The sequence below is a fragment of the Paenibacillus hebaui genome (genome assembly GCF_051934385.1).
Classification (GTDB): domain Bacteria; phylum Bacillota; class Bacilli; order Paenibacillales; family Paenibacillaceae; genus Paenibacillus.
In genome coordinates, this window is the sequence record NZ_CP196836.1 from 4,969,754 (window position 1) to 4,985,095 (window position 15,342).

Annotated in this window: 14 protein-coding genes and 1 tRNA gene; 7 read left to right on the forward strand and 8 right to left on the reverse strand. The window is 48.2% G+C overall.

Annotated elements, in window-relative coordinates; genetic code table 11:
- Positions 1-6: 6 nt before the first annotated feature.
- From ACR32F_RS22575 to ACR32F_RS22600, 6 genes are all read right to left on the reverse strand, one after another.
- Positions 7-1,287, reverse strand: coding sequence for an apiosidase-like domain-containing protein (locus ACR32F_RS22575; RefSeq protein WP_440110961.1), 1,281 nt, complete (start codon positions 1,285-1,287; stop codon positions 7-9).
- Between the two features lie 74 nt (positions 1,288-1,361).
- Entirely contained in the window at positions 1,362-2,666 is a 1,305-nt protein-coding gene (locus ACR32F_RS22580) for a PTS sugar transporter subunit IIC (protein ID WP_440110963.1), read from the reverse strand.
- Between the two features lie 223 nt (positions 2,667-2,889).
- Positions 2,890-3,189 carry a PTS sugar transporter subunit IIB gene (locus ACR32F_RS22585; RefSeq protein ID WP_017687361.1) on the reverse strand — a complete coding sequence of 100 codons (300 nt, stop codon included), beginning with the start codon at positions 3,187-3,189 and terminating at the stop codon, positions 2,890-2,892.
- Positions 3,190-3,191: 2 nt separating this feature from the next.
- A complete protein-coding gene (locus ACR32F_RS22590) occupies positions 3,192-3,545 on the reverse strand; it encodes a PTS lactose/cellobiose transporter subunit IIA (protein WP_440110966.1) in 354 nt (117 codons plus the stop codon).
- Between the two features lie 229 nt (positions 3,546-3,774).
- Complete coding sequence (locus tag ACR32F_RS22595) at positions 3,775-5,721, reverse strand: BglG family transcription antiterminator (protein WP_440110968.1); 1,947 nt, start codon at positions 5,719-5,721, stop codon at positions 3,775-3,777.
- A 37-nt stretch (positions 5,722-5,758) separates the two neighbouring features.
- The gene (locus ACR32F_RS22600; protein WP_440110970.1) at positions 5,759-6,799 is read right to left on the reverse strand and encodes a LacI family DNA-binding transcriptional regulator; all 1,041 of its coding nucleotides are present in this window, start codon (positions 6,797-6,799) and stop codon (positions 5,759-5,761) included.
- Positions 6,800-7,103: 304 nt separating this feature from the next.
- Between ACR32F_RS22600 and ACR32F_RS22605 the strand changes: the two genes are divergently transcribed.
- The 6 genes from ACR32F_RS22605 (at position 7,104) to ACR32F_RS22630 (ending at position 13,805) form a co-directional block, all read left to right on the forward strand.
- The gene (locus tag ACR32F_RS22605; protein ID WP_440119985.1) at positions 7,104-8,567 is read left to right on the forward strand and encodes an L-fucose/L-arabinose isomerase family protein; all 1,464 of its coding nucleotides are present in this window, start codon (positions 7,104-7,106) and stop codon (positions 8,565-8,567) included.
- A gap of 57 nt (positions 8,568-8,624) precedes the next feature.
- Positions 8,625-9,467: a transketolase gene (locus ACR32F_RS22610; protein ID WP_440110972.1), complete on the forward strand. Its 843-nt coding sequence runs from the start codon at positions 8,625-8,627 to the stop codon at positions 9,465-9,467.
- A 5-nt stretch (positions 9,468-9,472) separates the two neighbouring features.
- Positions 9,473-10,408, forward strand: a complete 936-nt coding sequence (locus ACR32F_RS22615; protein WP_440110974.1) for a transketolase family protein — start codon at positions 9,473-9,475, stop codon at positions 10,406-10,408.
- A gap of 12 nt (positions 10,409-10,420) precedes the next feature.
- A complete protein-coding gene (gene glpK / locus ACR32F_RS22620) occupies positions 10,421-11,920 on the forward strand; it encodes a glycerol kinase GlpK (protein ID WP_440110976.1) in 1,500 nt (499 codons plus the stop codon).
- Positions 11,921-12,864: 944 nt separating this feature from the next.
- Positions 12,865-13,311, forward strand: a complete 447-nt coding sequence (locus tag ACR32F_RS22625; RefSeq protein WP_440110978.1) for a hypothetical protein — start codon at positions 12,865-12,867, stop codon at positions 13,309-13,311.
- Positions 13,312-13,352: 41 nt separating this feature from the next.
- The gene (locus tag ACR32F_RS22630; protein WP_440110980.1) at positions 13,353-13,805 is read left to right on the forward strand and encodes a hypothetical protein; all 453 of its coding nucleotides are present in this window, start codon (positions 13,353-13,355) and stop codon (positions 13,803-13,805) included.
- Positions 13,806-14,071: 266 nt separating this feature from the next.
- Here the strand turns inward: ACR32F_RS22630 and ACR32F_RS22635 are convergent.
- Both ACR32F_RS22635 and ACR32F_RS22640 read right to left on the reverse strand, forming a co-directional pair.
- Positions 14,072-14,157 (reverse strand) — tRNA-Leu (locus ACR32F_RS22635).
- A gap of 238 nt (positions 14,158-14,395) precedes the next feature.
- Positions 14,396-14,845: a hypothetical protein gene (locus ACR32F_RS22640; RefSeq protein WP_440110982.1), complete on the reverse strand. Its 450-nt coding sequence runs from the start codon at positions 14,843-14,845 to the stop codon at positions 14,396-14,398.
- Between the two features lie 205 nt (positions 14,846-15,050).
- Here ACR32F_RS22640 and ACR32F_RS22645 point away from each other — a divergent pair, with 205 nt between their 5' ends.
- Positions 15,051-15,275 carry a hypothetical protein gene (locus tag ACR32F_RS22645; protein WP_036614778.1) on the forward strand — a complete coding sequence of 75 codons (225 nt, stop codon included), beginning with the start codon at positions 15,051-15,053 and terminating at the stop codon, positions 15,273-15,275.
- Positions 15,276-15,342: the final 67 nt, after the last annotated feature.

Below are 15,342 nucleotides of genomic sequence, written 5' to 3' on the forward strand. Positions count from 1 at the left end.
CTCATATTATTTTTTCACACCAATTACAAGAACATCACTTTCAAAATCATGCATATCCATCACTGTCGTTCTCTCTTGAACAGTGATGACAGTTGCCGCAAATCTGCGGTGTTCAAGGTCGATAATCGTAAACTCATATTCACCAAGATCCGCATCCAACCTCAGCACTGTATTGACAGGCACATAAATGGCGACCTTGGACAAGCTGGTGGTTGCCGCTGCCCGGATCTCTTCCGTGTTCTTAAGCACAATGTCCCATGGCTGCAAGTCGGTCAGCCCATACATCTGAAACAGCCATTTGGCAAAGCCGTAATCCCACGCCCCCTCAAATTTGAGAGCAGCCTGCCAATCATAGGGGCTGTCAAACCCTTCTCCGGTAACTCCGAATCGCCTGCCTTTCTTGTGCCAGCTCCAGATTCCGTGTGCACCGTAGGTTACACCGGCGGCCGCCCCGGATAAAAGACTTTGCCAGGCTGCCTTACGCACATCGGCACGACTGAACCGGCCATAACCCTGGCGGCTGTACCCCATCATTTCGTAGCAAGGCTCCGAGTTTAACACTGGCCGTGTTACCGACTTGCTATTAAAATCCATAGCTAAGGTGTAAGCCGTAGACTGAAACTGCGAATTGTGCCCGGACTGGTACATATAGAAATCCAGATCACCATCGTTAATGAATTCGGCTGGCACTTCCGCAAGTCGTCCTTGAATATGCAAGGTGGTCAAGCACTCCGGGCTATACTTTTTCACAGCATGAAGTGCGGTCCGGTAGTATTCATTCGCCCGTTCAGACGGAAAGTCGGTGTCCCCACTCACGATATAGATTGGATAGTATTTGGAGAAGCGGTCCGCTGCATAACGCACGTACGGCTCCACAGCATCCAGCGGCATCTTCTTATCCTCCCGGATTCTGGACGCCCAGGTATCAGGAATATAATTACACCAGAGCAGGACCAGCGCCGGTACAAACCCTTTGTTCACCGCTATTTCCACCATTTGCTCGGCTCTTTCGAAATACTCCTCATTTAGCGAATAAAAATCATAAGTGTCGTCTTCACATCGGGCAAATGGCTCCTGATTCAGATCACTGCCGCTGGCATCCCACTGCCGCAGCAGGTTAATCTGCAGGACATTAAAGCCCTGGCTTTTCCTGTAGTCCAGATAATAGTTCCATTCCTCCATCGAGATATTGGTAAATGCACTCCAGACTGTATCGGCCAGATAGAAAAACGGAGCCCCACCGCTGATGAAATGACGTTTATTCTCCGCTATCTCAAGCTTGATCATTACAACCTCTCCTATCTCTTGAGTAATAACAGAAAACGGCGCTCTAAACGCCGTTTTACGAGTTTAATGTGCACTTATGAGGTGACTGCACCGGCATTGATCCCGGCTGTCCCTTCTTGTTTCGAATTCTCCAGTGCTTCAGCCTCCCTCTCCAGCGCTTGTCTGTCGAGTATTCTGAAGAATGGATAATAGATGAGCATACAAACGGGAATGAGCACAAGCTGTGCAGCAGCAAGCCTCCAACTGCCCTCAATGAATCCCAAAGCAAATATCGGCGTTCCGAATGCAGGATATATTCCGATAGGTGCCGGTAGCAAGCCGATAGTGGTCGCAAAATAGCCCAGCACCGCGCAAACGATAGGAGAAGCGATAAATGGAACCGCCAGGAGCGGATTCAGAACGACCGGTATACCGAAGATCAGAGGCTCATGTATCGAGAAGAACGTCCCCGGCAGGCCAAGTTTCCCAATCGTACGCAGTTGCTTGCTCTTGGCGAGAAAGACCAGCAACAGTGCGAATCCGAGCATTGGTGCATAATTGGCATAGATGTACCAGAATGCCAGTCCAATAATATTCGGCAACGGGGCACCGGCCTGAAATGCCTCAAGGTTCGCAAGATCCAGACTCATCCAGATGGGCTTGACGATAGCCAAAGTGACAATGGCTCCGTGAATCCCGAACATCCAGAGTGCCTGCATGATGATCAGCGCAATAATCAGGGCCCCCAGCGATCCGCCCAGCCCTTCCAGCGGCACTTGCAAATAGGTATATATAAATTGATGGACTGTAACAAAAGAGGTTTGCATGAACAATCCGGATATGACAACGAAAAGGACGGCGACCAATATGGCTGGAATAAGGCCCGAAAAGGTTTTGACGACCGTAGGCGGAACTCCCTCCGGCATTTTAATGGTCCAGTTTCGGTCAACAATCCATATATACAATCTCGCAGCGACCAAACCTACAAACATGGCTACAAACAATCCCTGAGCGCCGAGCCATTGCAGCGGCAATGCCCGGACCTTGTCGAAAGTCTCTACCGGCGTAAGGATTAGGAAGGAGAGCAGCGCAGTCGCTGCGGGAACCAACGGGTCCTTGTCGAAGGACTGCGCCAGTCTGTAAGCGATGAAGAATACGGCATAGAGGGCGATAATTCCCGTAGTCATGGTTGATGCCAAACCAATAATTCCCTTTACCGGCGCAATAAAGTTCTGATAAGGCTCCCAAGCTAGTGCGGAGAACAGCGTTGAGAACGCCCCGACAATAAGGAAAGGGAGTGTTGACATCAGACCGTTCGAAATAGCGCTCATATAGCGATTTTGCTGAATTTTACCTGCGAATCTTTGCAGCTTGTGGGATAGCTTTTGTTCATTTGCCATATCCGTTCATCTCCTGCTTTAGAATTTCATCGATAAACACCATTTAGAGAACGCTTCCATTTGATCAAATTAGAATCTTTCACTAACAAAAGCTACTCTTGCGAATCCGCCACAACTGCTCCAGATTGTACTCATCCCGGCACCATCCGATCCTGAAGCCCATTTCTGCCAGCAGTGCGACGTCTTCGTTATGGTGATAGTAATAGCCGCTTGCGACCAAGGATTACAGGTTTAGAGCATCGGCAAGCACTTTCTCACCATTCATCATGCCATAATCCATTCGGTTGATTACGCTTACTTTAATGCCTTTAGGTTCATATTTGCTTTTAAAATCACCTTCCAGATAGCCAACCTGTGGCCCGATCAGCAGCACATCCGTCTTGTCCGCGTACTCTTTGAAAGAACTCTCGGAGGTGGCTCTGATCTCCACCTCAATATTTTGGACTTGGGCCGCCTTCTGCATTTTCTGTACCAGCATACTTGTTGACATTCCTGCTGCGCATACCAGAGTAATTTGTTTCATACTTAGTCCTCCCTGATTGTATTGTTATGGACAACCGCCGCTTCATAGCGGTTCAATCTGTCATATAGCTCCACAATATGTCCCGCCAAATCCTTTGTCGTAATGGCCGACATCAAATGATCCTGTGCATGTACCATCAACAGTGTCACTTCATGTGCAGCTCCTCCTGCTTCCTGCTGGATCAGCCGTGTTTGCGATTTATGCGCACCCACCAGCTCCTTCTTGCATTCCTCCAGACATGCTGCTGCCTGCTCCGAATGGCCTTTCTGGGCGAGGGCAATAGCTTCCATAGCCTTGCTCTTGGCGAACCCTGCATTGGTTATAATCCCCATAATAATTTCCTGATACTCATCCATTGCATTCACCTCTTACATTCCATTTCTTTGTCTTACAAGATCAGTGTATACGATTATAACTCACATCTAAACGCAATCCTTTTCCGCTACAAGCGGAAATGCTTACATCCGCACGTACTTAACACCAACAGCAGAATACCATACCATATTCCCCGGGAAAAATAATAAGACTCCGCACCGCCGCCTGACCGAAAATCCGCGGTCAAACGCCATACAGAGCCTTAGACGATCAATATAGTTTATGTCTGACAATAATTTGGGCAAACTCCCCATACGTTTTGCATTTCAACATTTGCTGGATAATCTCGGAATCGTCAACCAGCCCCATCAGATGTTGATACATTTTCACCTGAGGCTCTTCGCCGCTCTTGTCAATACTCAGCAGGCAGACAAATTGCACCGGCCGGCCGGACCAGTCAATCGGAGACTTAAGTGTACATATCGCCCATACTGTGCGGTTGCTTTGCGGAATGATTGGATGGGGAATGGCCACCAAATTCCCATAGGCTGTCGGCGCGGCATTTTCCCGCTCCAGAACCAGACCGATGAAGCCTTCGGAAGAGCGGATCAACCCGAGTTCAGACATTTTGTTCCCGATAAAAGTAATGATCTCTTCCTTCGAGGTGAAGCTCTGTCTCAGAAACACGAGTTCTTCCATAATGTAGCGGAAGGAATACGGCTTCTCCCCGTTCAGCAAATCATTAATGTTATCCATGTCCCCACCGCCCAGGAGTGTCTGCACGACAACCACCGGAACAGACAACGGCTGTGGAATGGGGACTGTACTTACCACAAAATCAATGTTATGCATAGGAACCTGATGTAGCTTGTAAAGCTCCGTCGTCCCCACAACCTCCAGTCTCTCGCCGAATTTGCTCCTTAGCTTGTAATAAAGCAGACGGGCACTGCCTACACCAGAAGTACATACGACCAGGCAACGTTTGGGCCTGGTATCCATCTGCTGTCTTTCCATGGCTGCACCGATATGAATAGCCAGATACCCCATTTCCGTTTCGGGAATCAAAACATTGAGCTTACTCTCAATCAGCTTGGCTCCGATGACCCCTGCCTCAAAAGCCAGGGGATAGTTGCTCTTCACATGCTCCAGCATCGGGTTGCGGATACTCATCCCGTATCGGACACGGTTCAGCGCCGGCTTCAAATGGAGGCAAATGCCCATTAACAGCTCTTGATCCCAACTGATTCTCAGGTTAAGGTCCCTGTCAATCCCAGCAAGAATTTCCTTCCCCAGCTCATAAATCGCGCGATCCAGCAGCTTCTCGGGACCGACATCTTCCATCGCATCCCCGGATACTCCCGCAAACCACTTGTTGCCCGCCAGATGCATGGCTATATAGGCAACCTCATCTTCGGGAAAAGATAAGTCCAACTCTCGTTCAATCAGCGCGACAATCTGCTCAGCGGCCTGAAATTCCTCAGCGGCCCGGAATTCTTCCTTCTCATGCAAAAGCATCGCGACCCGGTTACCGTCACGAATTCGCTTGCAGGCGATCGCAATATGAATGGACAGATTGCTGAAAGCGACATCCGACAGGCTCACGCCAAGCTTCTGAATCTGTTCCAGAATAATGCTGCGTATCAGCGTCATCTCGCGAGGAGAGACAATACGCAGCTCATCCTGTATTCCGGCGCGCTCTTCATCCGAGCGGTTCACGACGAATTCAGATATACACAAACGCAACCGGACTTCATCACCCCTCAGCTTAATGCCATAGTTCGGGCGCTTGTCTATGCCAATCCCGTAGGCAAACAACGTTTGCTTGACCTCCTTGAAATCGTTCTGAACAGTGGACTTGCTGACATAGAGCTCATCTGCCAGATCTTCAAGCTTCAAATACGCTCTGGCAAGAAGGAGGCGCCTGATTAAATAAAGCTGCCGATATTCCGGTGATCCCGAATCTTCCGGTTCATTGTTCATATACAATTGCTGCAGAAGCATACGAAAGCTGCTGTCGTCTGTAATCTTCAGTTCATACCCTTTTGAGCGAACAGGTTGAACCGATGCTCCATGCTTGGCCAGGAACTCATCCAGCTCTCTGATGTCACTGCGTACGGTGCGTGAAGTAACCTGGATCAATTTTGCCAGATGCTCGCTCTTGACAGGGATGTCTGCAGCCAGCAGATGCTGTAAAATCGAAACCATGCGTGAATTCATTCAAGGTCCCCCTGTTCTAATACAATGCAATATGATTTTAGTCCAGCCCGGGATTGGCAGGAGCCGCGCAGGAATTCCGTTCCACAAAAATGGTGTCTACTATAATTTTGCTTGTCCCCTGCGACAATGCGTCAGTCAGCAGATCAACTGCCAGACTGGCCATTCTTTCTTTATCCACGTGAATAGTCGTCAACTCCGGAGTGACAACCAGCGATTCGTTAATATTATCAAAGCCTATGACTGAAGTATCCTGCGGTACCCGGATGCCCAACTCATTCATTGTCTTCATCGCGCTGATCGCTATATAGTCACATTCGCAGAACCAGGCTGTAGGCATACTGTGCCCACTCTCCAGATAGGTGGTCAACTGCCGTTTCAGATCATCCTGAGAAGTAAGAATAGTTGGCGCCACGGACAAACGTGCTGCCTCAGCCACCCTCAGTCCTCGCTCCGAAAGCGCCGCCATAAAACCGCGTTTACGTTCCTCAAAATTATGAATTCGCACATTGGAAGCGATATAGCCGATCGAGGTGTGTCCTATGTTGCACAAATAAGCCCCGGCCTGATATGCCCCCATTACATTATTAATTTGAATGAATTGTACAGGCAACGTCTCAAAGCAGGTATCAAGCACAACCAGATTCGGCAGTTTGGCATGAATATCCCTGATTTGCTCACGAGTCAAATTGGTGCCCAGCACTATGGTTCCGACGCTGCGCTTCTCATCGGCGACAACCTGAATATCCCTCTGGAAATATTCTACATCTACCGTTGAGAAAATCAGGGAATATCCTTTCTGCCGACAGCGTTCTTCAATAAAATGAATCAATTCTTTGAAAAATGGCTGCTGGTAATATTCTTCAAGGATAATCCCTGAATTTGTACATACAAGAAAAAGCAGCGATTTATCTACTTTTGTAGTCGCCACTTCTCTGCTCTTGGGGCTGTATCCAGCTTCATAGGCTACTTGGAGAATGCGTTCTCGCGTATCCGGACCGATGCCCGGCTTGCCACTGAAGGCCAACGAAACGGCTGCTTTGGATACATTAGCCAGTTTAGCGATATCTTCCATCTTCATGCCTTGATTCTCCATTTCTTAATAAGGTAACAACACAACCATGTGATACGTGAAGTTTACACCGAATCTGAATTCGATGCAATGTTTAGCTGAATTAAGTCCAGTTAGTTTAGTATTTTGTTTAGTTAATTTAACTAAACAAAACTAAATTTTTTATTGACACCGCTTAAAACCGATGTTAACATGACCTCGTAGATATAATTCACATTGAGTTAAGCTGAAATCACTAAACTTTAAACAATTTGTTTAGTCATTATTTTTATTTCAACAAGACTGAAATATTCCATACCGAGGAGAAATGATGATGAAGAAGTTAAAGTTGGGTTATGCCCCAACACGCCGTTTTACGTTCAGCGCCGAGGATGCATTTAAGTACAAAGTAGAAATCCGCAAGCAAATTGAGAGCTTTGGAATGGATATTGACATTGTGGATCTGGAAGGACTCAACGAGGAAGGGTTGCTGTACGACGACCATATTAATGCCGATCTGATTGCCAAGCGGTTCAAAGAGGAAGAAGTCGATGCCGTATTTTTTCCGCACTGTAACTTCGGTACCGAAGACACCGTAGCTCGTGTTGGCAAAGCGCTTGGCAAGCCTGTTCTGCTCTGGGGGCCGCGGGATGAAGCGCCGCTTGCGGACGGCATGCGCCTGCGCGATACTCAATGCGGTATTTTCGCCACAGGCAAAGTGCTGCGCAGATTCAACGTCCCCTTCACTTATGTAACCAACAGCTGGGTGAATGATCCCATATTCGAGCGAGGCTTCACCAACTTTGTTGCTGCAGCCAATGTAGTACGCCAGTTCAAAAGCCTGCGCATTCTCCAGATCGGTCCGCGCCCCGCTTCATTTTGGACCATGATGTGCAATGAGGGCGAGCTTCTTGAACGCTTCGGCATTGAGATTCATCCAATTACCCTTGTCGATATTCAGCTCCGCACCCGAAAAATTGCGGCAGGCAGCAGCGCCGAGCTGCTGGATACGATGGATTACATTAAAGAAAAGCTCGACTACAGCGAAGTGACCGAAGATGACATCAGGCGAATCGCCGCTTTAAAAGTTGCCATGAAGTCTTTTGCCCACGAGACGGGAAGCACTGCTATCGCTATCCAGTGCTGGTCTTCGCTGCAGGAGGCCATGTCAATCATGCCGTGTCTGGCCAATGCGATCCTGACGGATGAACAAATTCCGGTCACTTGTGAAACGGACATCCATGGAGCCATTACCTCCATTATGGTGCAAGCAGCCGCGATGAATGAATTGCCAACCTTTTTTGCGGACATTACCATCCGCCATCCCGAAAACGACAACGGGGAACTACTATTCCACTGCGGAAATTTCCCTGTCTCGCTTTCTGTGGAGCAGAAACCGAAGCTGCGTAAGCACTTTCTCTTTGACGACCATGCTCCTGGAACCCATGAAGGTGAAATCCGCGGCGGCGGCATGACCATTGCCCGGTTTGACGGCGACAACGGTGAATACTCGATGTTCCTGGGCAAGGCCCGTGGCATTAAAGGGCCCTATACTCGCGGTTCCTATGTATGGGTGGAAGTGAACGACTGGCCGCTGTGGGAAGAAAAGCTCGTCAAAGGTCCCTATGTTCATCACTCCGTAGGCATCCATGCCAATGTTATTCCGGCCATCTATGAGGCCTGCAATTATATCCCCGGCCTGACGCCGGACCCCGTAGACCCTACGGAAAAGGAAATCCAAAGCTGGCTTAGAGGTTCTGATCTTGCCCGCACTAAACAGTCAGGTCTTCACGTGTAAAGAACGGATCTACTCTATCAAAGCCGAGTTCAATTGCATCTATCAGAGGAGGATATCATGAAAATTCTGGAACTAAAAGTAAAAGCCGCACAAATTCGGATGGATCTGCTGACTATTATTCACCGCGCCAAAACGGGCCATACAGGGGGATCTTTGAGTAACACGGACATTTTAACGGCCTTATATTATGAAATTATGAATATTGATACGGCTAATTCGAAATGGGAAAATCGTGACCGCTTCATTGCCAGCAAAGGCCATTCCGTAGAATCACTATGGTGTGTTCTAGCTGACCGCGGTTTCTTCCCCAAAGAAGAACTGGAAACTTACAGCCAGTTCGGCACCCGGCTTATCGGCCACCCGAACAACAAGGTTCCCGGTATCGAGATGAACACCGGCGCCCTCGGCCATGGGCTACCCATTTCCGTGGGCATGGCACTCGCGGCCAAGCGGGACGGACGGTCTTATCGCGTGTTTTGTCTGATGGGAGACGGCGAGCAAGCCGAAGGCTCCAACTGGGAAGCCGCCATGGCAGGCGCCCATTATAAACTGGATAATCTGGTCGGCATTATCGACCGCAATCAGCTTCAAATCAGCGGAACTACCGAAGAGGTCATGGGCCTGGAACCACTCGACGAGAAATGGGCGGCCTTTGGCTGGAACGTTGTTTCCATCAACGGCAACGATATGGAAGAACTGGTGCAGGCATTTCGAGCCGCGCCGGAAGTACCTGGCAAACCAACGCTGATTTTGGCCAATACGACCAAAGGCCGGGGCGTATCCTTCGCTGAGAATGTTCCCGCCTGGCATCATCATGTGCCGAACGATGAGGAGCTGGCGCTGGCGCTAGCGGAGTTGAGCGCATCCATTGAGGAATTGACACAGAAAGGGCAGGTGTAATAACCATGAATAAAATTCCTAACCGACAAGTCATCTGCGACACACTGCTGGAATTGGCCAAAGAAGATCGGGATATTATGGTACTCGCCAGTGATTCACGCGGTTCCGCCGCGATGGCTCCATTCGCCAATACATTTCCGGAGCAATTCGTCGAGGTTGGTATTGCAGAGCAGAACATTGTAGGTATGTCCGCTGGATTGGCCCACAGCGGCAAGAAACCCTTTGTCACTTCACCCGCCTGCTTCCTGAGCATGCGCAGCATTGAGCAAATCAAGGTTGATGTCGCTTATTCACAGACCAATGTGAAGCTGATCGGGATTAGCGGCGGCGTAAGCTACGGCGCGCTCGGCATGTCCCATCACTCCGTACAGGACATCGCGGTGGCCCGGGCCATTCCTGGACTGGCTATTGTGCTTCCCGCCGACCGCCACGAAACAAAGAAGCTGACCGAAGCGCTGGTTAAATATGACGGCGGCGTATATGTGCGGATCGGACGCAACCCGGTTGAGGACGTATATGAATCCGACGATTATCCGTTTGAGATAGGTAAGGCTGTAATTGTACAGGAAGGTTCCGATGTTACTATCATTGCCGCCGGTGAAACGGTACGTGTTGCCCTCGATGCCGCCAAGGCGCTTGCCGAAAATGGTGTATCCGCACGAGTCATCAACATGCATACAATTAAACCCTTGGATGAAGAAGCCATCATTGCTGCGGCACGAGAGACCGGGCGCATTATTACGGTTGAGGAGCACAGCATTTATGGCGGCCTTGGCGCTGCTGTGGCTGAGGTTGTCGTACAGCATCATCCCGTTCCAATGAAGGTGCTCGGCATCCCGGATGAACCGGCCATTGCCGGCAAAACAGCGGAGGTATTCCGCCACTACGGACTTACGGGCGGCAATATCAAACAGGTTGCGCTCGAATTGATTAACAAGTAAAGGGCGAAGCATATGGACCACAATCAGAAATATATATTGGCCATTGATCAGAGCACTTCAGGTACCAAAGCACTTCTCGTAAACGCTGAAGGAGAAGTCATTGCTCGCAGCGGAATGGCGCATAAACAGCACTTCCCCCAGCCCGGCTGGGTAGAGCATGATCCACTTGAAATTTATGATAATGTCATAACGGTGGCCCGCAGCGTGCTGGAGCAGACCAGCATCCTTCCGACAGAACTGGCTGCCCTGACCCTTACCAACCAGCGCGAAACCGCGTTGATGTGGGATAAGACTACAGGCCAGCCGGTATATAATGCCATCGTCTGGCAATGCCAACGTACTGCGGACCTATGCGCCGAGCTGAAGCAAGCGGGTCACGAAGGTACCATCCGCGCCAAAACCGGGCTTATGCTTGACCCTTATTTCTCCGCCGCCAAATGGGGCTGGATCATTAGGCATGCAAAAGGAGCTGCAGAGCTGCTGGCCGAAGGCAAGCTACTCGCAGGCACGATGGACAGCTGGCTCATCTGGAAGCTGACCGGCGGTAGCACACATGCTACCGACTATACGAACGCCAGCCGCACCTCGCTATTCAACATTCATACCTTAGAATGGGACAAAAAGCTGGCCCAGATGTTCGCCGTCCCTTCTTCCCTGTTACCCGAGGTTAAGCCCTCCGATGTCATATTCGGATACACGGCAGATAGCAACCTTTTTGAGGAAAGAGTACCGATATCAGGTGTCATCGGGGATTCCCAAGGCGCGTTGTATGGTCATCTCTGCTTTAAGCCCGGAAGCGCCAAAGCAACCTTTGGTACTGGCACCTCTGTATTGATGAATGTAGGTGACCATCCGATCGATGGTGGTGACGGTCTTGTAACAACTATCGCTTGGGGTGCCGGGGGAAAGATTACGTATGCGCTTGAAGCCGTCATCCGAACCACAGGCGACAGCATCAAATGGATGCAGGATAATTTAGGGCTTTTCTCTACCTTTGCGGAAATGCAGGAACTGGTTGAAAGCGTTCCCGAGAACGATGGCGTTTACCTTGTACCCGCTTTTGTTGGAATGGGTGCGCCCTATTGGGACCCTTTCGCACGGGCGGCAATTACCGGCATGAATCGCGGGACCACCAAAGCCCATATAGTCCGGGCTGCCCTGGAGAGTATTGCCTATCAAGTCAGAGACGCCGTTGAATTCGTTGAGCAGCAATCCGGCATTCAGCTGCTCGGTCTGCGGACCGACGGCGGGGCCTCCTCCAATGCCTGGCTCATGCAATTTCAGGCCGATCTTCTGGGCAGCGTTGTGGCCCGTTCCACCTGTGCCGAGCTGTCGGCCATGGGCTCCGTGTATCTCGGCGGCCTCGGCACAGGGATCTGGTCCGACCCGGAGCAGCTTGCAGCTCATCTGATATTGTACGAGACGTACGAACCCAAGCTGGATGAAGCCACCCGGGACAATTATTACACCGGCTGGCAGCGAGCTGTCCAGTCCGTAGTGCAGCGGATTTAATAGAAGAGTTCATTTGAGCTTCAGAGGGACACATCTTTACGGAGAAGCGCTAGCTAAATTCCGGTCTACTTTGCGAGCCCAGTGCGGAGATTCAAGCCGCTTCCGGAGAATGTCTAACCAACCCAAGTTGTCTATCAAAGTAGCACAGGCACACCATATATAGAATAGACGGCCAAATCTGGTAAACATTAAAGCCTGGATTCCAAAGTTGGAGACTAACAAAGTATCCCTATTTTCTGGGGCTCCCCATATCCCATATCTCTTGCTTAATTTAAGAAAGCCTGCAATTGCGCAGGCTTTTTGCTGCTTTCTTATATGAGGAAGAAAAACCTGCAAATCTGCGGGTTATTCAGGCTCTAGCGATGCTGAAAGCGATGAAGGAACGACTTTGGCTGTAATATGTACGATATTGGCTAGTTAAATTAGAACATCACGAGAATCAATTACGATTATTGCTATTGGTGTTACGTCTTTAAAAGCTTGCGCCCGAAACGGTCACCGAAAAATGCTGCACTCTTGCTTTAAAAGCCATGTACTTAGTTATAAGAGAGGAAGAACAAGATCACATTAATGAAATTACATGAATTGAGTCAAAAACACTATGCCTCATTATTGTAGTATAGCTTGTTAAATGCTCCCGATCTCAATTGTTTTTTCACTTTATTGATTAAGAATCCAAAAAAATAAAGTACCAAAAACACCCACGAGGGATACAGGGTATATTAGCCATTTACTGACCTTATCTTTGTAAGTGATAACCCAGCAAATAATACCTATCCACACGATTAATATTGCCAGAAATCCAATGAATCAACACCTCCTCTATATCTATTAAAGCATAATATCTCGTTTTATGGATCGCTGTAACTTCTTGCCACTAAGCGGATAACTCTTTCAAACCAGCAACATACGATATTTCATTATAATAGATTGGAGGAATGAAAATGGTTCGTACACTTGACGCTCGTACTTCTCTCGCGTCCACGGGCATTACTCCGCTCAACATCCCACTTCCATCAAACACACCTACTCTGCTTGGGATCGTGGGACTCAATATTGTTAATCCGGGACCGCTCATCCGTACTCAGTTTAATGGGACCTATCGATTCTCAGTGGCCAGTTTATCTTCGTTGCCCTCTACTATTCGCTTGGAAATCTTCAGAGGGGCCACCAATACAGGCCAACCTATTTATGTCGTTTCCCAGCCTGTATTCCCTTCCGCCAGCAGCATACTCGCAAGCTTCGAAGGTTCGGATTACAATGTGCCTCCCCCTGCAAATGGACAATTAATCTATTCTTGCTATGCAACATTTGTGCCAGCATCCGGGATGGAACAAGCTACCCGCATTGGACCGGAATGTTTCAATGCTGTCGCTTACAGCGACGACTAACTTCAATTTCTATATGACTCCACACCGAAGGAGGACAACACATGGTCAAAACTTTAGATGCACGGACTTCCCAAGGCTCCAACGGACAGAACATTTTAACACCCAGCTTCACGAATGGAGTCCCACAATTATTCGCGCAGGTTGGACTACAGGTAAGCAATCCAGGAATGGTCATCCGGACGCTTTTTTCGGGTATTATTGAAGTTACCGCCAATCTGCTGCCTGTTAACGGGAATCTTGTCATTGAAGTGTACCGAGGATTGAGCAGTTCACAGCCGCTTGTTTATCGTGCGGGTACAATCGTTCAGGCCAACCCATTTTTCAGTCCTTGCGTATTAAGCTTTACTGGTTCGGATTACAATGTGACACCACCAGGAAGTGGTCAGCTTGTCTATTCTGTGTATGCTACATTCACCTATAATCCAAACTTCAGTGTTAGCAACGTGCGCCTAGGACCCGAAAGTTTCAATGCTACAGTTTATTCCGATGATTAATATAAATTTTTAAAAATAGTTATGAGTTAATTTCGGAATCAATTTCTATCTTCTCATTGCATTCATTAAACGTAAAAAGGATAGCTAGACTCGTTAGCTCTCCTTTTTGTTGATGTTTGTTATTTAGCAAACAGATTCCTTACTTAGCTCTATGTCTTTCAATACTTCCAACCCCAATGCGGTTGCTAAAATGAATCAGGCACTTTAATTCAAACAAAATAAAAAAGAACCCCTTATGTATCAAAGGAGTTCCACGTTGAGTTTGATGCCGAGGACCGGGATCGAACCGGTACGGTAGTCACCTACCGCAGGATTTTAAGTCCTGTGCGTCTGCCAATTCCGCCACCCCGGCATGGGTTTGTATTTCTTGGCGACAAGAAATATCTTACCATGAATATTATAACTTTGCAACACCTTTTATATAAAATAATCCAACTAAATGAAACAGGCACTGCCAGCGTTAGAAGGCAGTGCCTAGAAAGTCCGAGTTGCGGTCCCGGACTTCCGGTAAACCAATCTATATTAAGGGAGGTGTGAGATAAGAATAACTCCCCAACATTAAAGAAACATAAAATCAGGCTTAAATTAAACTAAAAAAGAAGAATAGGTTTAATTCGAGCTGCCTCTTCATCACTGCACTCTACGATAACCAGGATATGGTCCTGCAACAGCCACTCTTCGTAGTAGCGTGCATCTTCCTCAGAGATCCCAGCCTCCGTCAAGGTAAGAATGAGATCATCGGTCTCACTTCCAATCTCGTTACCTGCGAGTCTGCGTACTGCTTTTCCTATCGACATCGTCTGATCCATTCGCTTTCCCAGACCGGCCAATATACCTTTCAGCGCTCCAAAGGCTCCATCCGTTCCAGCCCCCTTTAAAGGCATCGGTAGGCCCGTCTTCTCACTTACAACCTCAAGATCAAGCTGTTCTTTGGCCACTGCTCCCAAATATTTATCCTCAATGCCTTCCTTTTTCAGTTTATTCAACATGAGAATAGCTTCGTTCTCTGTGCGAGCAAGTCCGATCAGTAATTGTGTCATATACGTTCCCTCCTTTTATCCTTATATAACCCCCGATGCTGATTCAAAAACGGATAATATGTACTAAGTCAATTCACCTATGTAAAATTTAATTTCATCTCTGGAAATCTATACCTAGTTCTGATAGACTAGATAAAGAAGACAAATTAACCATTGAAAACATTGACATATGGATTTAACATCTCATAATCAGGAGCAATGACTTATGAAAAAAGAGGTAGAAATTGCCATTCGGCGCAAACAACAGATTATGGTTCGTAATACAAGCGGGCAAACGGTGACCGGATTCCCGGAACGTACGGCAGATAGCTCCATTCTCTCCCTACGTACAGTTCACGGAAGTTTGTGGATACCATTCGATGAGGTTGAGCATGTTACTCGTCTGTTAAGCATCCGGTCTCATCATTTAAGTGGAATGCAACTCGTTTAGTCGGATCTGTTATCATAAATAATCAGTTCTTGTATAGATACGTCAACAAGATCTATTTATTCCAACA